The 17,460-nt window shown below is 61.2% G+C and carries 18 protein-coding genes and 2 tRNA genes; 8 read left to right on the top strand and 12 right to left on the bottom strand.

What is annotated here, in order from left to right:
* Nucleotides 1–20: 20 nt before the first annotated feature.
* Genes hemW through rph form a run of 3 tightly spaced genes read right to left on the bottom strand, consistent with a single transcriptional unit; the run spans nt 21 to nt 2,612 of the window.
* Nucleotides 21–1,250: a radical SAM family heme chaperone HemW gene (hemW, locus tag ACSQ20_RS05420; RefSeq protein WP_436018152.1), complete on the bottom strand. Its 1,230-nt coding sequence runs from the start codon at nt 1,248–1,250 to the stop codon at nt 21–23.
* Nucleotides 1,247–1,879: an RdgB/HAM1 family non-canonical purine NTP pyrophosphatase gene (gene rdgB / locus ACSQ20_RS05425; RefSeq protein ID WP_436018153.1), complete on the bottom strand. Its 633-nt coding sequence runs from the start codon at nt 1,877–1,879 to the stop codon at nt 1,247–1,249. Before rdgB ends, hemW begins: the two co-directional genes overlap by 4 nt.
* Nucleotides 1,872–2,612, bottom strand: coding sequence for a ribonuclease PH (rph, locus tag ACSQ20_RS05430; RefSeq protein WP_436018154.1), 741 nt, complete (start codon nt 2,610–2,612; stop codon nt 1,872–1,874). The genes rdgB and rph overlap by 8 nt, the downstream gene beginning before the upstream one ends.
* Before the next feature lie 198 nt (nt 2,613–2,810).
* On the opposite strand from rph, the gene ACSQ20_RS05435 reads away from it, so the two are divergent.
* From ACSQ20_RS05435 to ACSQ20_RS05450, 4 genes are all read left to right on the top strand, one after another.
* Nucleotides 2,811–3,734 (top strand): YicC/YloC family endoribonuclease, encoded by a 924-nt coding sequence (locus ACSQ20_RS05435; protein WP_436018155.1) that lies wholly within the window; start codon nt 2,811–2,813, stop codon nt 3,732–3,734.
* Between the two features lie 7 nt (nt 3,735–3,741).
* Nucleotides 3,742–4,446 carry a guanylate kinase gene (gene gmk, locus ACSQ20_RS05440; protein ID WP_436018156.1) on the top strand — a complete coding sequence of 235 codons (705 nt, stop codon included), beginning with the start codon at nt 3,742–3,744 and terminating at the stop codon, nt 4,444–4,446.
* Nucleotides 4,447–4,506: 60 nt separating this feature from the next.
* Complete coding sequence (gene rpoZ / locus ACSQ20_RS05445) at nt 4,507–4,710, top strand: DNA-directed RNA polymerase subunit omega (RefSeq protein WP_436018157.1); 204 nt, start codon at nt 4,507–4,509, stop codon at nt 4,708–4,710.
* Nucleotides 4,711–4,816: 106 nt separating this feature from the next.
* On the top strand, nt 4,817–7,192 hold the full coding sequence (locus ACSQ20_RS05450; RefSeq protein WP_436018158.1) for a RelA/SpoT family protein: 2,376 nt from the start codon (nt 4,817–4,819) through the stop codon (nt 7,190–7,192).
* 75 nt (nt 7,193–7,267) lie between these two features.
* On the opposite strand, the gene ACSQ20_RS05455 is transcribed toward ACSQ20_RS05450, so the two are convergent.
* Both ACSQ20_RS05455 and ACSQ20_RS05460 read right to left on the bottom strand, forming a co-directional pair.
* A tRNA-Arg gene (locus tag ACSQ20_RS05455) sits at nt 7,268–7,344 on the bottom strand.
* Between the two features lie 70 nt (nt 7,345–7,414).
* Nucleotides 7,415–7,491, bottom strand: a tRNA-Arg gene (locus ACSQ20_RS05460).
* A gap of 179 nt (nt 7,492–7,670) precedes the next feature.
* On the opposite strand from ACSQ20_RS05460, the gene greB reads away from it, so the two are divergent.
* A complete protein-coding gene (gene greB, locus ACSQ20_RS05465; RefSeq protein WP_436018159.1) occupies nt 7,671–8,234 on the top strand; it encodes a transcription elongation factor GreB in 564 nt (187 codons plus the stop codon).
* Between the two features lie 81 nt (nt 8,235–8,315).
* Here the strand turns inward: greB and ACSQ20_RS05470 are convergent, their stop codons facing one another.
* Together ACSQ20_RS05470 and ACSQ20_RS05475 are read right to left on the bottom strand one after the other, a co-directional pair.
* Nucleotides 8,316–9,467 (bottom strand): porin, encoded by a 1,152-nt coding sequence (locus ACSQ20_RS05470; RefSeq protein ID WP_436018160.1) that lies wholly within the window; start codon nt 9,465–9,467, stop codon nt 8,316–8,318.
* 473 nt (nt 9,468–9,940) lie between these two features.
* Complete coding sequence (locus tag ACSQ20_RS05475; protein WP_436018161.1) at nt 9,941–10,210, bottom strand: hypothetical protein; 270 nt, start codon at nt 10,208–10,210, stop codon at nt 9,941–9,943.
* Nucleotides 10,211–10,586: 376 nt separating this feature from the next.
* On the opposite strand from ACSQ20_RS05475, the gene ACSQ20_RS05480 reads away from it, so the two are divergent.
* Both ACSQ20_RS05480 and ACSQ20_RS05485 read left to right on the top strand, forming a co-directional pair.
* Complete coding sequence (locus ACSQ20_RS05480) at nt 10,587–10,790, top strand: cold-shock protein (protein WP_436018162.1); 204 nt, start codon at nt 10,587–10,589, stop codon at nt 10,788–10,790.
* 107 nt (nt 10,791–10,897) lie between these two features.
* Nucleotides 10,898–12,076 (top strand): exonuclease domain-containing protein, encoded by a 1,179-nt coding sequence (locus tag ACSQ20_RS05485; RefSeq protein WP_436018163.1) that lies wholly within the window; start codon nt 10,898–10,900, stop codon nt 12,074–12,076.
* A gap of 10 nt (nt 12,077–12,086) precedes the next feature.
* Here ACSQ20_RS05485 and ACSQ20_RS05490 read toward each other — a convergent pair whose 3' ends face one another.
* From ACSQ20_RS05490 to ACSQ20_RS05500, 3 genes are all read right to left on the bottom strand, one after another.
* The gene (locus tag ACSQ20_RS05490) at nt 12,087–12,683 is read right to left on the bottom strand and encodes a chorismate mutase (RefSeq protein ID WP_436018164.1); all 597 of its coding nucleotides are present in this window, start codon (nt 12,681–12,683) and stop codon (nt 12,087–12,089) included.
* Between the two features lie 211 nt (nt 12,684–12,894).
* Nucleotides 12,895–13,044 carry a hypothetical protein gene (locus ACSQ20_RS05495; protein WP_436018165.1) on the bottom strand — a complete coding sequence of 50 codons (150 nt, stop codon included), beginning with the start codon at nt 13,042–13,044 and terminating at the stop codon, nt 12,895–12,897.
* A 319-nt stretch (nt 13,045–13,363) separates the two neighbouring features.
* A complete protein-coding gene (locus ACSQ20_RS05500) occupies nt 13,364–14,491 on the bottom strand; it encodes an aldo/keto reductase (protein WP_436018166.1) in 1,128 nt (375 codons plus the stop codon).
* A 159-nt stretch (nt 14,492–14,650) separates the two neighbouring features.
* On the opposite strand from ACSQ20_RS05500, the gene ACSQ20_RS05505 reads away from it, so the two are divergent.
* Nucleotides 14,651–15,568, top strand: a complete 918-nt coding sequence (locus ACSQ20_RS05505) for a LysR family transcriptional regulator (protein ID WP_436018167.1) — start codon at nt 14,651–14,653, stop codon at nt 15,566–15,568.
* Nucleotides 15,569–15,591: 23 nt separating this feature from the next.
* On the opposite strand, the gene pcaC is transcribed toward ACSQ20_RS05505, so the two are convergent.
* Together pcaC and ACSQ20_RS05515 are read right to left on the bottom strand one after the other, a co-directional pair.
* Complete coding sequence (pcaC, locus tag ACSQ20_RS05510; RefSeq protein ID WP_436018168.1) at nt 15,592–15,984, bottom strand: 4-carboxymuconolactone decarboxylase; 393 nt, start codon at nt 15,982–15,984, stop codon at nt 15,592–15,594.
* Entirely contained in the window at nt 15,981–17,357 is a 1,377-nt protein-coding gene (locus ACSQ20_RS05515) for a 3-carboxy-cis,cis-muconate cycloisomerase (RefSeq protein WP_436018169.1), read from the bottom strand. The genes pcaC and ACSQ20_RS05515 overlap by 4 nt, the downstream gene beginning before the upstream one ends.
* Nucleotides 17,358–17,460: the final 103 nt, after the last annotated feature.

Here is a 17,460-nt window from a genome sequence, read left to right on the forward strand (position 1 = left end):
AGCAAATTGAATGCCGGCCGTTACGCTGCGCGATCGTTCAGGAACAGCGCCTGCAAGTCGTTCAGAAACCGTTGCCCGAGCGGCGTCGGCGCGATGCGCTCGTAGTCGCGTGTGATCAGCCCGCGTCGTTCGGCTTCTTGCAGCGCTGGCTCGATCGACGTCATTGCGAGCCCCGTGCGCTCGACGAACCGGTGCACAGGGAAACCCTCGGTTAGCCGCAACGCGTTCAACATGAACTCGAACGGCAAGTCATGCGGACCCACCTCATGTTCTTCCTGCACGGGCGAGCCCGTCCGCGCTTGTTCGATGAATGTCGCCGGATGTTTGTGGCGTGCTTGTCGAATGATTCGGTGTGCGAACGAAAGTTTCGAATGCGCTCCCGCGCCAATGCCGAGATAATCACCGAAGCGCCAGTAGTTCAGATTGTGTTTGCACTGGCGATGCGGCTTGGCATACGCGGAGACTTCATAACGCTCGTAGCCGGCGCTTGCCATGCGCTCGTGCAACCACTCTTGCATATCCGCGGAGGTATCGTCGTCGGGCACGACGGGCGGATACTTGGCGAACAGCGTATTGGGCTCGAGCGTCAGATGATAGAGCGACAAATGCGGCGGCGCGAACGATAGCGCCATCTCCAAGTCAGCGCGACATTCTTCGAGCGTTTGCTGCGGCAGCGCGAACATCAGGTCGAGGTTGAAGTTATCGAAATGCCGCGCGGCGATTTCGACTGCCCGCTCGGCGTCGGCATCATCATGAATGCGGCCGAGTGCTTTCAGATGGCCCGCGTTGAAACTCTGGATGCCCACCGACAACCGATTCACGCCGCTTGCGCGAAACTGCGCGAACTTGTCGGCCTCGAACGTGCCGGGGTTCGCTTCCATTGTGATCTCGGCATCGGCGTCGAGCGGCAGCAGCGTCCGCACGTCGGAAAGCAGCCGGTCAAGCCCGTGTGCCGAGAGGAGGCTCGGTGTGCCGCCGCCGATAAAGACGGTATGCACTTGCCTTCCCCATACGAGCGGCAGCGCTTGCTCGAGGTCGGCGCGCAGCGCGTCGAGGTAAGCATCCTCGGGAAACCGTTCGCCTTTCCATTCATGTGAATTGAAGTCGCAGTACGGGCATTTGCGCACGCACCAGGGGAAGTGCACGTAAAGCGCGAGCGGCGGCAACGAACTCAGGCTCAGTTTGCCGGGGGCGAGAAACGCCTGAACGACATCGGCATGAGCACCATCGTCACGTGAGGCGTTTGTCATTGCCGTTCCTCGAGGCGGGCAACCAGTGCACGCAGCGCAAGCGCGCGATGGCTATGTGCGTTTTTAACCGTCGAGGCAAGCTCGGCGGCGCTTGCGCCCAGCGTCGGCACGTAAAAATGCGGGTCGTAGCCGAAGCCGTTTTCGCCCTGCGGCGTATCGATGATTTCGCCGTGCCAGCGCCCTTCGGCAATCAACGGTTCCGGGTCTTCCGCGTGTCGCATCAACACGAGCACGCAATAGTAGTATGCGCGCCGATCAACCTTATCCCGCAGTTGAGCAACGAGAAGCGCGTTATTTGCTGCATCGCTTTTTTCGGAGCCCACATGGCTTGCGAAACGAGCCGAATGAACACCGGGCGCACCACCGAGCGCATGCACGCACAGGCCGGAATCGTCCGCGAGCGCGGGTAGGCCTGTCAGCTTCGCGGCGTGGCGCGCCTTCGCCAGCGCATTTTCGACGAACGTGGCGTGCGGCTCCGCGGCTTCGGGTACGCCAAGCTCGCCTTGCGCGACGAGTTCGACGCCAGCCGCGCCGAGTAACGCCGCCAACTCGCGCAGCTTGCCCGCGTTATTCGACGCCACGACGACGCGCCCGAGCGCGTGGCCGCTTTCGCTCGCTCGCTCAGTCACGCGTGATCTCCAGCGCGGCTTTTTGCTTCTCGATCAACTGTGCAATGCCGCTTCCGGCAAGATCGAGCAGCGCGTTCATCTCGCTGCGCGAAAACGGCGAACCCTCGGCTGTTCCCTGCACCTCGACGAATCCGCCGTCGCCCGTCATCACGACATTCATGTCGGTGTCGCAACGGGAGTCTTCGTCGTAGTCGAGATCGAGTACGGGCATACCCTGATAAATGCCGACCGAAATGGCTGCGACGTAATCGAGAATCGGCGATTTTTCAAGGCGCCCGGCGGCGAGCAGCTTCGAGACGGCGTCATGCGCAGCGACGAAGGCGCCCGTAATGCTCGCGGTACGGGTGCCGCCGTCGGCTTGGATCACATCGCAATCGATATGCAGCGTGCGCGGCCCGAACTGCTCGAGATCGAATACCGAGCGCAACGCGCGTCCGATCAGGCGTTGAATTTCCTGCGTGCGGCCCGTTTGCTTGCCACGCGCCGCTTCGCGATCGCTGCGTGTGTGGGTGGCGCGCGGCAGCATGCCGTACTCGGCGGTGAGCCAGCCCTGGCCACGATCGCGCAGGAATTCGGGCACTCGCTCGAGCACGCTCGCGGTGCAAATGACTTGGGTATCGCCGAATGTGACGAGTACGGAGCCTTCCGCATGCTTTGTGTAGTGGCGCGTGATACTGACATCGCGCAAGGCGTTGGCGCGGCGTCCGCTCGGACGTTGGACGATATCGGGCATGGTCAGGTGTGGGAGAAAGAGGGGAAACCGTGATTTTACAGTCCCGGCGACGCATCATCCTCTATACCGGCGCTATGCAGCAGCCAGAGGACCTTGGGCGCAAAAATGGGATAATGCCCTTTTCCCCCTGCGCTTGTGCTGCACTGCAGTGGCGCTTCGAACAACCGGCCGGTGACGGCCTCAATCGCGAGACGGACGATGATCTACAGCATGACAGGCTACGCGAGCGCCACGCGCGAGATTGCAACGCCAGGCGTTGCGGCGAGCATGAGCGTATCGGTCGAATTGCGCACCGTGAATTCGCGTTTTCTGGATCTGAACTTCCGCATGCCCGAGGAGGTTCGCGTGTGCGAGCCCACGCTGCGGGAAATGCTGATGAACAAACTTTCGCGCGGCAAGGTGGACATCCGCATCAACTTGCAGCGCGGCGAGCAGGCGCCGAGCGTGGGCGCGCTCAACGCCGAAGTATTGGCCCAACTCGCGCAGTTGGAGCGCGCGGTGCTCGATGCGTTTCCCGACGTCGAGCGTATGCGCACCGGCGAAATTCTGCGCTGGCCCGGCGTGTTGGCCGAAAGCGGAGCGTCGGCCGATTTGCTGCGCGACGCCGTGCTTCAGTGCGGCAAGCAAGCGGTTGCCGAGTTGATCGACGTGCGTGCCCGCGAGGGTGCGCAACTGGCCACCATGTTGCTTGGCAACGTGACGGAGATGGAATCGATCCTGCATCGCATCGCGCCGCTCGTCCCGGAGTTGATTGCGAAGCACCAGCAAAGAATTGTCGAACGATTGCAAGACGCGCTGGGCATCGCCGCGCCCGATACGGCGGCGACGATCGTTTCGCGCGAAGAGATCGCCGAGCGCATTCGTCAGGAAGTGACGATGTACGGCATTCGCATCGATATCGCCGAAGAGCTCTCGCGGCTCGCGGCGCATTTGAACGAGACGCGTCACGTCATCGAAAAGGGTGGCAAGGTCGGCAAGCGGCTCGATTTCATGATGCAGGAACTGAACCGCGAGGCGAATACGCTGGGCTCGAAGGCGGCAGCGAAAGAGCTTGCCGATGCTTCGATGACGCTCAAGCTCTTGATCGAGCAGATGCGTGAACAGGTCCAGAACCTCGAGTGAGGCACCGATGACTGACTCTACGTCCGACAGCCGCGCCAACCCTGCACCGGGCACGGCGCACCGCAACCCGTATGCCGGCGTTTATCCCGGGAACCTGTTCATGGTGGTCGCGCCTTCCGGTGCGGGCAAATCGACGCTCGTGAACGCGCTGCTCGCTCAGGATGCGGGTATCCGTCTGTCGATTTCGTACACGACGCGCAAGCCGCGTCCAGGCGAACTCGACGGCCAGCACTATCACTTCACCACGATCGACGACTTCCTCTCGCGCCACGCGAGCGGCGAATTCCTCGAGAGCGCCGAGGTGCACGGCAACTACTATGCGACCTCGCGTGTGTGGATTGAAGAGCAGATGAAGCGGGGACACGATGTGCTGCTCGAGATCGACTGGCAAGGTGCGCAGCAAGTGAAAAAGCGGTTCCGCAACGCGGTGGAGATATTCGTCTTGCCGCCGTCGCTCGAGGCACTCGAAGTCCGCCTCAAAAAGCGCGGTCAGGATGAGCCGAACGTCATCACGCGGCGGCTGCTGGCGGCCGGCGGCGAGATGGCGCATGCCTCGGAAGCGGAGTACGTCATCATCAACGAGCACTTCGATCAGGCACTGGCCGCGCTGCAATGCATCGTCCATGCGACGCGATTGCGCTTCGCGTCGCAATACGCGCGCCACAGCGCGCTTTTCGTCGAACTCGGCATTCATCTGCCGGCAGCCGAGTGATGACGGGCAGTTGCGCACATAAGGTAGAATGAGCAACATATACAGAAGGAATTTCAGAACATGGCCCGCATCACTGTAGAAGACTGCCTCAAGCAAATCCCGAATCGATTCGAGTTGGCGCTCGCTGCCACCTATCGCGCTCGCCAACTGGCTCAAGGTCACACGCCGAAGATCGAGAGCCGTGACAAACCCACGGTGGTCGCATTGCGCGAGATCGCAGTGGGCTTGGTCGGTCTCGAGATGCTGAAGAAGGTGCCTGTCTGAGCATCGCGTACATGAAGCGCGGCGTCCGCTCGTGGCGCCGCGTCTTTGAGCAGTCGTGTCGAGCCAAGCGCGCATAACCTGTTCAGCAACCGACGCGGAGGCGAATATGAGCAATATCCCATCGTCTGCCTCCGTTGCCGCTGAGGCCGCCCATCTCGAACACGAGTCCGACGCGCCGGGGGCTGCGCGCAAGTACATCGACGCGGTTCTCGAACAATCGTTTCGCCATCTTTTCGGGCCGACGGCCACGCCCGAGCAGCCGCGCAAGCACGACGTCGTTTCGATTGCGAAGCTGACTTCGATGCTCGCGGGCTACCTGAGTCCGGAAGAGATCAAAGAGGTCAAGGCAGCGTTCCACTTCGGCGACGAAGCCCACCTCGGTCAGTATCGCCAAAGCGGCGAACCCTATATCACGCACCCGGTTGCTGTCGCGGAAACCTGCGCAGGCTGGAAGCTCGACGCCCAGTCGATCATGGCCGCGCTGTTGCACGACGTGATGGAAGACCAGGGCGTCACGAAGACGGAGTTGGCCGAGCGCTTTGGCGCGAAGGTGGCGGAACTCGTCGACGGCTTGTCGAAACTCGACAAGATGGAGTTCCGCAACCGCGAAGAAGCGCAAGCCGAGAACTTCCGCAAGATGCTGCTCGCGATGGCGCGCGATGTGCGAGTGATTCTCGTCAAGCTCGCCGATCGGCTTCACAACATGCGCACGCTCGGTGCGGTTCCGCCGGAAAAGCGTCGCCGGGTCGCGCGCGAGACGCTCGATATCTACGCGCCGATTGCTCACCGGCTCGGGTTGAACAACACCTATCGCGAACTGCAGGATCTAAGTTTTGCGAATTTCAATCCGAACCGGTATGCGACGCTTGAAAAAGCGGTCAAGGCCGCGCGTGGCAATCGGCGAGAGGTGGTCGGTAAAATCCTGGAATCGGTGCAGCGCGCTATTGCCGACGCGCATATCGACGCCGAAGTAACGGGCCGCGAGAAAACCATCTTCAGCATCTACAAGAAGATGCGCGACAAGCAGTTGTCGTTTTCGCAAGTGCTCGATGTCTATGGCTTTCGCGTTGTCGTGAGCAGTGCCCTCGAGTGCTATACCTGCATCGGTGCACTGCATGCGCTATACAAACCGGTGCCCGGCAAGTTCAAGGACTACATCGCGATACCGAAGGTCAACGGCTATCAATCACTGCATACGACGCTCGTCGGCCCGTTCGGCGCGCCGATCGAATTCCAGGTTCGCACGCGCAAAATGCATGAGATCGCCGAAGCGGGCGTTGCGGCGCACTGGCTCTACAAGAACGGCGGCGCCGATCTCAACGATGTGCAAAAGCGCGCCCATCAATGGCTCAAGTCGCTGCTGGATATCCAAAGCGAAGCCGGTGATTCAAGCGAATTTCTCGAACACGTCAAAATCGACTTGTTCCCCGATGCGGTCTATGTCTTCACGCCGAAATCGAAAATCATGGCATTGCCGCGCGGTGCCACCGCGCTCGATTTCGCCTATTCGATCCATAGCGATTTGGGCAATCAATGCGTGGCCGTCAAGATCAACAATGAGTTGCTCCCGCTGCGCACCGAGTTGAAAAGCGGCGATATCGTCGAAGTGATTACGGCGCCGTATTCGAAGCCGAACCCGGCCTGGCTCGGCTTCGTGCGAACCGGCAAGGCGCGTTCGGCCATTCGCCATTACTTGAAGACGATGCGGCTGAACGAATCGGTTCAGCTCGGCGAGCGGCTCGTCGATCAGAGCCTGAAAGGGTATGGTCTCGTGCTGTCCGAAATCGACCCCGAGATTTGGGACAAGCTCGTGCAATGGACGGGCAACAAAAACCGGCAGGAGATTTTCGCGGACATCGGTCTGGGCCGGCGCGTGGCAGCAGTGATGGCCAAGCGTATCGAGGTGCTCGTCACTGGCCGCGAAACGGATGACGATCATCCGCGTGCCGAGCATGCGGGCGCCCATGCGCCGCCAGTTGTCATTACCGGCACCGAGGGCATGTCCGTTCAGTTGTCGGCCTGCTGCAGGCCCATTCCTGGCGACGACATCATGGGCTATATCGGCATTGGTCTCGGGATGGCGATTCATACGACCGACTGCCGTGTGGCTCAGCGCATTCATCGGCGCGACCCGGGCCGTTGGATCGACGTGGCATGGGCGCCTCAGCCGGGCCGGCTTTTCGACGTCGCGATCAAGGTCCTCGTCAAAAACACGAAGGGTGTTTTTGCGCGCGTGGCGGCGGACATCACGTCGGCCGATGCGAATATCGTCCACATCGCAATGGACGAAGATTTGTCGCAGGAGTCCACCGTTCTGCGCTTCGTGATTCAAGTGAGCGATCGGGTGCACCTTGCCAACGTCATGCGCCGCGTGCGCACGAACCCCGATGTGATGCGCATCTCGCGCGAGCGGCCAAGCGAAGAGGGACATCACCGCCATGACGGCGGTATGCGTATCGAACGCGAGCGTGCCGATTACTGAATCGAATGCTGCGGGGGTAGGTAGGTTGGCTCAAAGACAAAGGGCCTTCCGAACGAACGGAAGGCCCTTCATGAGTGGTGCGGCTGGCAGGATTCGAACCCACGACCCCTTGGTTCGTAGCCAAGTACTCTATCCAACTGAGCTACAGCCGCACGCGAAACGGATGGTTCAGCAAAACCCGGTGAAACAAAAAGCCTTCCGCGAAGAAGGCTCTTGAAAAGATGGTGCGGCTGGCAGGATTCGAACCCACGACCCCTTGGTTCGTAGCCAAGTACTCTATCCAACTGAGCTACAGCCGCACGCAGAAGCGAAAGTATAGCACGACGGTCGAAAAAGGGAAGAGGTCGGACGGCGTAAGCACTTCAAGGATTGCAGCGTGCGTTTAGGCCGCGGCGCGACGGCGTATTCGCAACGCTTTTGACGGTGCAGCGGATCGTGTACGCTGGAGCATTAACCGAATGGATATTGCGGTCGCATCATGAACAAAGCCTTTGTCAAAGAGTCGTCCGACGATGCCGACGACGACCTCGAAATCTCTCAGCCGGACGTTCCCGCCGGTACGAAGAATTACATTACCCCCGCAGGCCACAAACGCCTGCGCGATGAGTTGCTGCATCTGATCGATGAGGACCGGCCGGAGGTCGTGAAGCTCGTTTCGTGGGCTGCATCGAATGGTGACCGCTCGGAGAACGGCGATTACATCTACGGAAAGCGCCGCTTGCGTGAGATCGACCGGCGCATCCGCTTTCTGACGAAACGGCTCGATCTGGCCGAAGTGGTCGACAGCAGCAAGCAGGAAAATACCGATCAGGTGTTTTTTGGAGCAACGGTGGAATATGCCAGCACCAACGGCGAGACGCATGTGATCACGATTGTCGGAGTCGACGAAGTCGACCTCGAGCACGGACACGTGAGCTGGATTTCACCGATCGCTCGCGCGCTGCTCAAGGCGCGCATCGGCGATACGGTGACGCTTCACACGCCCGCTGGTGCCGAGCAGATCGACGTGCTCGACGTGCACTATCCGCAGGCCGAAGGCTGATCGACTTCGAGCTTTAGATGGAATAAAAAAAGGCGCCGCAAGCGGCGCCTTCAGAGCGTGATACTGCTGTTTCAACGCATATTAGAAGCGGTGACGCAGGCCGGCCGTAACGGCAACCTGGTTGGCCGTCGACGACGGGCGCAGCCCGTTGACGAACGCCGTCAGGCCCGTACCATCGGCGCTGACGTGCTGATATTCGCCTTGCAGGTAGACATCGGTACGCTTGGAGAGCAGGTAGTCGGCTTGCAGCCCGGCCGTGTGCCACTTCGGCTTCGCGCTGCCGACCTTGCCGTCCGTGTATGTGTATTCACCAGCCAGGCTCAGGGCCGGCGTCAGTGCATAGCGGCCATTGACTTCAAAGTTATTGAAACGCAGCGAAGTCGGGGTTGCGAAGCCAAGGTTGCCGCCGCTGACAGCCGCATTGGTGATGCTGGTAGCGCCGCTGACGCGCGATTGCGTGAACACGAAGCCAGCCGTTGCCGGGCCGAACGTATAGTTCAGGCCGCCGCCCCAGATGCGCTGGCGCCCCGACGTGAACGGCGAATCCGTCACCGCGCCGCCCGTGTTCGTGCCCAAAGCGGTAGTCGCATTCGAGCTGAGGCCGTTGTTCAACTGCATGTAGGCTGCAGCGACGTTAAAGCCAGCGAAGTTATACGATGCCCCCACGCTGTAGGCGCGGTTGTTCGCGAAGCCGCCGGCCGCGTTCGAGAAGCCGTACATGGCGCCGAGTTTGAAGCCGCCGTAGTTGGCGCTCTGATAATGCACCGAATTGTTGACGCGGAACGAATTGTCGAGGTTATCGTTGTCGAACGGGTGAGCGAAATACGTGCCGCCATATTGCGTGCCCGTCAACGAAAGCGGCCCGAGATATTGGACGACGTCGTCATATTGACGGCCAAGGGTTACCGTACCGAACTGGTCACTCGACAGGCCGACATAGGCTTGGCGGCCGAATTCGCGGCCTTGCTGGGCCAACGCGCCGTTATTAATGCTAAAGCCGTTTTCCAACGTGAAAATCGCTTTCAGACCGCCGCCGAGGTCTTCGGCGCCGCGCAAGCCCCAACGGCTACCGTTTACGCTGCCGCTCGTTTCTTGCCAGTTGCTGTGGCCACCCTGGTTGTTCGTGTAAGTGATACCTGCATCGATCAAGCCGTACAGCGTGACGCTGCTTTGCGCGTGCGCCATCGTTGCAAATACGCCGGTAAGGGCGCCGACCAGAAGAGTCTTTTTCATCTTTATCGCTCCAGAACAGGAAGTTTTATTTGCGGCTTCGGAAAACCTTCATGCCTAGTTTCTGCGAGAGGCGGACTGGCATGAGAAGGGCTAGCAGCACCACGGCCCCTCCGTTTCCCAACCGGGCTGAGTGTAAAGGAGCTCCCCGCCCACTAAGGCGTTTCGATTCCTGCAATAAACTATTTGCACTTACGCAATGGCGCGACAATGGCCGGTAAAGCCTTATCTCATAAGGCCTTCGCGGTACGCGCCGCGGACTGGGCGTCGCACCGACTTTAACGTCTGTTGTGTTTTGGTAACACACAGATGCGCCGCAATTGGCGGAAAGTTGATGAGAATCAGGCGAAGTCAGTTGCGCGTCGCGAATCGATTGATCGCGGGCATACGCCACCAGCGCTGGCGGGCGCGCAGACTAGCGCGAGGATATGGAAATATTGGCAACAGGCGATGCGGCCGCGCGCATCGCCGCGAATTCAGTGCGATCGGCGATGCTTCTTGTCATTGCGCGGCCAATCGGCCCGCGGTGTTGCCGATTCCTCGCCGACGGGCGCCCAGTCTTCGACGACGTAGTGCCGCGCATCCATCGGGCAGGCCAGCAGATTTTGCCAATGATCGCCGTGCCAGAACGGATCGAAGCTGAGTGCGGGTGCCGGGCCGGCTTCTGGCCTCGCGCGCGTTTCTTTTTCGGTGTGGGGCGCGCGCAGAAACCGGGAGAAAAAGTGCTTGAAGACATTTATTCGCATGACGATCCCCACCTGCAATTACCTACCACTCGATGATCTGAGTTCTAGTGGGCAAGCGCAACCCGGACAAACACTTACATTAGAAATACTTTGTTGCATCTGTGGTATATTTTTCTGATAACGATTTCTTTAATTGTGAGACTAGGTAATATTGACGGTGATTACGCGATTTATTTGCAGTTGATGCACAAAGCATCGCGACATCGTTCAGTTAATGAAAAATTCCTTGACGACCGCTCGCCGGAACATTTATAAAAGCAGCGCCGGATTTACCTGGCGATGCGCTTCGGGCGGAGAGACTGTGGCGTGTTGTCCACATAGGGGTTTCGGTGGAGGGCGCTGCCCGTCTATTAAAAATCTCGAGGGAATTAGTACTATGGAAACTGGTATCGTCAAATGGTTCAACGATGCTAAAGGCTTTGGTTTTATTACGACCGATCAGGGCGGCGAAGATTTGTTTGCGCATTTCTCCGAGATCCAAATCGAAGGCTTTAAATCCCTGAAAGAAAATCAGCGCGTTCAGTTCGACGTAAAAACCGGACCAAAAGGCAAGCAGGCGGCGAACATTCGCCCTCTCTGACTTAGGTCGGTGCGGTCGCGCGGTCGGCAGACCGCCCGGCCACGTGCTGTAGCTGGCGCTCGGGTGGTGCATACTTCGTCTGTTGAAGTCTCCGAGCGCCTTTATTCATGTTTGAGTTTCCCTTGCCGGATTCGGCAGTCGATACCCCCATCGTATTTGTCGATTTGGAGACGACGGGCGGTTCGCTCGCGGATCACCGGATCACCGAAATTGGCGTCGTCGAAGCAAGTTCGCGCGGTATTTCGCGCTGGAGCACGCTCGTCAATCCGCAGCAGTCCATTCCGCCGTTTATTCAACAGCTCACTGGTATTACGGACGACATGGTGCGCGATGCCCCCCCGTTCGAGGCGATCGCGCCGGACTTGTTCGCGCGGCTCGACGGTAAGCTGTTCGCGGCTCATAACGCTAATTTCGATCGCGGCTTTCTCCGCAGCGAGTTCAAGCGGGCTGGCTTCGCGTTTCATCCCGACGTGTTATGCACGGTCCGCCTGTCGCGTGCGCTACGTCCCGACGAAAAGCGTCATGGTCTCGATGCGCTGATCGAACGCCACGCGCTCACGCCGATGGCGCGACATCGAGCGCTCGCCGACGCGGACTTGCTGTGGCAGTTCTGGCAGCAGCTGCATGGCACGTGGCCAGTCCCGGTGCTGCGCGAGCATGTCGAGCGAACGGTGCGTCGCTACCGGATTACCGGCGATATCACCGAAGACCTGCTCGACAGTGCGCCCGCGGGCTGCGGCGTGTACGCTTTTTACGACGAAGCGGGCACGGCGCTCTATGTGGGCCGCAGTGTTCGGCTGCGGCAGCGCATTCGTGCGCAACTGGTCGGCGAGCGACGGTCTGCGCGCGAGATTCGTCTCGCCCAGCAGGTGCAGCGTGTGCAATGGCTCGACACGGGCGGCGAGGTGGGGGCATTGTTGGCCGAGGCGCAGTGGATCGGCGCCCTGGCGCCGCGGTTCAACCGCGCGCCACGCTCGGATCGCGGCGCACCGGGCGGCGCAGGCGTCCCCTGGCCGTATGGCGGCGCGATCGCCTTCGAGGAACGTGGGGACGAAGCGCGCGAATCGACGTTCCATGTGGTGGACCAATGGTGCTACCTTGGTTCGGCACCCTCGATCGATCAAGCCCGCGAGTTGGCAGCCAGCGACGCGCCGAGGCGCGCCGAAGCCGCCACGTGCCGCATTTTGCAGGCGCGTTTGGAGCGGGGCTTGCGGGTTGTGCAAATTGCGCCCGCGCCTGTTTCGGTGACACCCGTTACCGCGTTCGCCAACGCGGCCCCTGCCTGACGGCCCCCGCTTAGGCGACGCCAGCCATCCCGCCGGCCGTGCAAACGTGTGCCAATGCCGTCTCGAGCGCACGCGTCTCGCTCGCATCGTAATGCGTGATCGACTTCCAGTTTTGAACGCTTCGGGCCAGTCTGACAGGGCAATCCGATGCATCGCGCAACGGCTGAACACGTCCGAGCCCGGCAATCATCGATTGGGTCAGTTGATCCAACGCTGGTCGGGTGCTGGTGGCCAGATCGGGCGGTGGGCCATCAGGCGGTTTGGTGGCGCGCCACTTTTCGAAGAGTGCGTTCTGTACTCTCTTGCTGGCATCGATCTGATCTTGGAAGAAGGCGCGCGCGAAGGCAGGATCAACACCGGCCGCGCGAGCGCGCTTGTCGACGTCGGCCAACAGCGCGGCTTCGCGCGGCGCGTCGGTAATCGGACGGCCGTTCGCCCATTTCCATTGAGCGACGGGCACGGCAAGCGCCAGCCGCTTGGATGCCAGTGCGACGAGATTGATCAGCGGTGTGTCGTCGCCGTCTGCGACCGCTCGGGGTGTGGCGACAAGGAAGGCTGCGCAAAGCGCAAGCGTGCCCAATGCGGCGGCGCTCAGAGGACGTTTCATCGGCGAGGTTTTGGTGCAGTGCGGAAAGCCGGCCAAACCGGCAACGATGCCGCGCCGATCATGAACCGGCGATGGCGCAACGGCTGGAGCGTACCAGATTGCTGCTTATCGGGCGGCCGGTTCCGGCCGGTGAAGGCGAGCGCATTCGGCGCGCAGCGATGTCACGCGCGCGTCGTTTCGCAACCACCGGTGGCGCGGATGCGCCGCGCGCTTAGTCCGATGCGCACGAATTGCGTTGTTCGTCGAAGAATGCTCGAACATGCTCTGGCAATTCAGCCGCCAGAAATTCCACGCCTACCGGTTCCGGATCCGGGCTCGAGACTTTGTCGGGGGTCGGAATTTTGGTGGGCTTCGCTTCCATGATTTCTCTCCAGATACAAGACGATTATCTGACGCACATGCGGATTGATGCCAGCGCCGAATCTCTTTTTAACGCTTTGTTGCAATAACGGCACATGTGCGACGTCTTTAAAGCGTATTAAGGGAAATCAAGGATGTCCGTACCGCGATCGCCGCGCGCCGCCCGCTTTCGAGCCTCTGCTTTTCAGCATGCTTGTCAGCTTGCCTGATGGGCGCGCCCCGTTCCGTGTCCCGCCGCACGCGTAAGCTTCATGCGGGGCCGCAGCCGCGGCCGCCGCACGTCGATAGCTCGTAACGCACGCATGTAGTCAGGTAGTCAGTCAGGCAGCCGCTGGTGCGGGCACCCGAATGGGGGCGTCATAGCTGGCCGGCTTGTTGGCGACTTCGACATGGCCATGAATGCGAGCCTGGTGGCCGTCCGCAAACATGTAATAGGGAAACGGCCGTGCGGGCTGCGAGACGGCGTCGAGCCGCGCAACGAGCTCGGGCGCCAGCGTGAAGTCGAGCGAGCCCAGCGTGCTTTGCAGTTGCTGCGGCTGCGTTGCGCCGACGATGATGCTCGATACGCCGCGTTTGTGATGAAGCCAATTCAGCGCAACCTGCGCCATCGGCCGGCCGGCCTCCTTCGCGACCGCTTCGAGTTCGGCGACGATGTGGAAATTGCGTTCGGTGAGCTTGTCGAATCCCGGTGGCATGCGCCCGGCGCTCTCGGCGTGCACCGTCTGCAGGCGTCCGTTGCCGTGTCCCGTGCCGTCACTGCCGGCTAGCTCCGAGGGCCGATATTTGCCGGACAGCAAGCCCATGCCGAGCGGGCTCCACGGTACGAGGCCCATGCCGAGCTCCGCGGCCTGGTCGGCGAACTCGTTTTCCGCATTACGCTCGATCAGCGAGTACTCGAGCTGCATGGCCGCGACCGGTTCGAAGCCGCGCCACTGCGCGAGCGTCTGCGCGCGCGCCGCGAACCAAGCCGGGGTATCCGACAAGCCGACATAACGAATTTTGCCCGCGCGCACGGCGTCGTCCATTGCGCGCATCACCTCGTCGACCGGCGTCATCCGGTCCCACGTATGCACGTAATAGAGATCGATGTAGTCCGTGCCCAGACGCTTGAGTGACGCGTCGAGTGCGCGCATCAGATTCTTGCGGTGATTGCCGCCCGCGTTTGGATTGCCGGCTTGCGCGTTGTAGCTGTACTTGGTGGCGATCACGAGGCGATCGCGCAGGCCGCGCTCGGCGGCGAACTTGCCGAGCCAGCGCTCGCTGGTGCCTTCGGTATAGAGATCGGCCGTGTCGATGAAGTTGCCGCCCGCATCGACGTACAGATCGAAAAGACGCCGCGCCGTCGCTTCGTCAGCGCCCCAGTTCCATTCGGTGCCGAACGTCATCGTGCCCAACGCAAGCGGCGAAACACGCAGGCCAGAACGGCCGAGCAGGGTGTAGTGGTTCATCGTCATGTCCTTTCTCCTGTCGGCCCAAGTTAGTGCTTTAGCGCTTACTTGGGCCCATGCACAGCTGGTTGAAAAATGTCGATGAGCCGTATCGTGCGCGCGTTGATCGTGCGGAAAAATGCCTCTATCCTTAAATGATTGTGAAGGAGAGCTTAATAAATGAGGCGCATGGACCCGGCTCAACTGCCGACACTGATGGCATTCGAGAGCGTTGCCCGGCAGCAGAGTTTCACGCGCGCGGCGGCGCAAACCGGCGTTTCGGCCTCTGCGTTGTCTCAATCGATCCGCCTGCTGGAAGCGCAACTCGGCATCCGGCTTTTCAACAGAACGACGCGGCGCGTGGCGCTCACCGAGGCGGGAGTCCGGTTTCTCGAGCGCGTGCGGCCCGCATTGTCGATGCTCGAGACGGCGTTCGACGTGCTCGACGAGATGCGCGATCAGCCCAGCGGCATCTTGCGCATCAATTTGCCGCGCATCGCGAACGAGATGCTCGTTTTGCCGCATCTTGGCGAATTCAAACAGCTGTATCCGCAAATCACGCTCGAACTGGCGCTCGATGACGGGTTGAGCGAGATCGTAGGCGAAGGCTTCGATGCCGGCATCCGGCTTGGGGAAATGCTAGCGCGCGATATGGTGGCGATTCCGCTTTCCGGACAGATGCGTATTGCCGTGGCGGGTTCTCCGGAGTACTTCACGCGCCACGCGCCGCCCACCGTGCCCGACGACCTCATGCGACACGACTGCCTGCGCTACCGGTTCACGACGAGCGGGGGCATTTATCGTTGGGAATTCGTATCGCCGGCCGAGCCGTCGCGCGTTTTCGAGGTCGATCCGCCGGGTGGTTTCGTGACGAACGACATACGGACGATGGTGCGCGCAGCGGAGCAGGGCGCGGGACTGGTGCACGTGTTCGAGGGCTATGTCGGCGAACAGCTCGCTGATGGCCGGCTCGTCCGCGTACTCGACGATTGGAGCCCGACTTTCGACGGTTTTTGTCTTTATACGTCCAGCCGCGCGCAAATGCCGCTCAAGCTGCGAGTGCTAATCGATTTTCTGCGCAGCAAGCGGCAACGATAAAACCGCCAGGTGGCTTCACGGACTTATTGCGCGGCGCTGGTATCGTCTTCGCTGAAGATGCGGGCGGCGAGGTGAAATGCCGAGTTGGCGGCCGGCACGCCGCAATAGATGGCTGCCTGTAACAGCACTTCCTTGATTTCGTCGCGCGTGACGCCGTTGTTTTTCGCCGCACGCAAATGCAACGCGAGTTCTTCGTCGCGATTGAGCGCCACCATCATCGCAATTGTCAGCAGACTGCGCGTATGGCGCGGCAGCCCCTCGCGCGTCCAAATTTCGCCCCACGCGTACCGCGTGATCAATTCCTGAAACTCGCCGGTGAGCGCCGTGCGATTCGCGAGCGAGCGATCGACGTGCGCATCGCCGAGCACAGCGCGGCGCACGTCCATGCCAGCTTGATAGCGTTCTTCGTCGTTCATTGGGACTCCTGACTGATTTGCGAGGTGCGAAACGCCGCGAGGACGGCATCGACGAATGCCGGTGAATTGCCCGCATAGTTGGCCGGATCGAACAGCGCATCCAGGCGCCGGATACCGAGTTGCTTCACGACGTTGGGATCGTCGGCTAGGACATCGCGCAAGCTGCGCCCGCTCGCCACGGCTTCGCGCGCGGCTTGTTCGACCAGCCGATGTGCTTGCAAGCGCCCCATCGATTCGCCCAGTGCGAGCATCACAGCTTCGGCAAGGATGAGCCCATGCGTCAGGTCGAGATTGGCGGCAAGGCGGACCGGGTCGACCTCCAGACCGTCGACGATCTCGATGATGTTAGCCAGCGCACCGCCGGCCAGCCGTGCGATATCGGGCAGCGCCTCCCACTCGGCCTGCCAGCCGCCGAGCGCCCGTTCGTGTTCCTGCACCATCGCGGCGAGCACCGTGGCGACGAGCCCGGGCACGCGAACCGCGGCGGTCAGTACGGCGGCGCACCCAACCGGGTTGCGCTTGTGCGGCATCGTCGACGAACCCCCTTTGCCCGCTCCCGACGGTTCGGCGAGCTCGCCGACTTCGGTTTGCATTTGCAACGACACGTCGCGTGCGATCTTGCCGAGCGTACCGGTGAGCAGGCCGAACGTCGTCGCCGTCTCGGCGAAACGATCACGCTGCGTATGCCAAGGCAGAGCCGGTAGCGGCAGCGCAAGCTCGTGCGCGAGCGCTTGCGCCACGGCGTCCGCCTTTTCGCCGAGGCTCGCGAGCGTGCCCGCGGCGCCGCCGAACTGCAGCACGAACGCGCGCTCGCGTAACAGCGCGAAACGCAAACGGTGGCGCTCGAGCGCATCGAGCCATTGGGCGAACTTCAAGCCTAGCGTGATCGGCAAAGCCTGCTGCAGCCATGTGCGTCCCACCATCGGCGTGGCGCGATGGCGCTCGGCCTGACGGGCGAGCACATTTGCAAGCGCGGCCAGATCGGTCTCGATGAGCGCGAACGCATCGCGCAGTTGCAACACCATGCCGGTATCGATGATGTCTTGGCTCGTGGCGCCCCAATGCACGTATTTCGCCGCATCGGGCGCTTCCTCGGTCACTAATGCGGTCAACTGCTTGACGAGTGGAATGGCGAGATTGCCGGCGCGCGCAGCGCTCGCGCTCAGCGCGTTCACATCGATACGATCGGCGCGACACGCCGCCGCGATCAGCCCCGCTGCGCCAGTGGGAATGACGCCGGCCACCGCGAGCGCACGCGCAAGCGCCGCCTCCACATCGAGCATGCGCTGCACCGTCGCGTGCGGCGAAAAAACGGCGATCAGCGCGTTGGTGGATGTCAGGCGATCGGTGAGGCGTCCTTCGAATTCGCGCATGATGAACGGGTGGAAAGTTGTTCGATAATCGAACAATGTGCTAAAAAACGAACAATGCGGACGATGGTATGCGTCCGACCGGAGCGGGTCAAGGACGTGCGTA

This window comes from Trinickia sp. LjRoot230, from assembly GCF_964253315.1.
Classification (GTDB): domain Bacteria; phylum Pseudomonadota; class Gammaproteobacteria; order Burkholderiales; family Burkholderiaceae; genus Trinickia.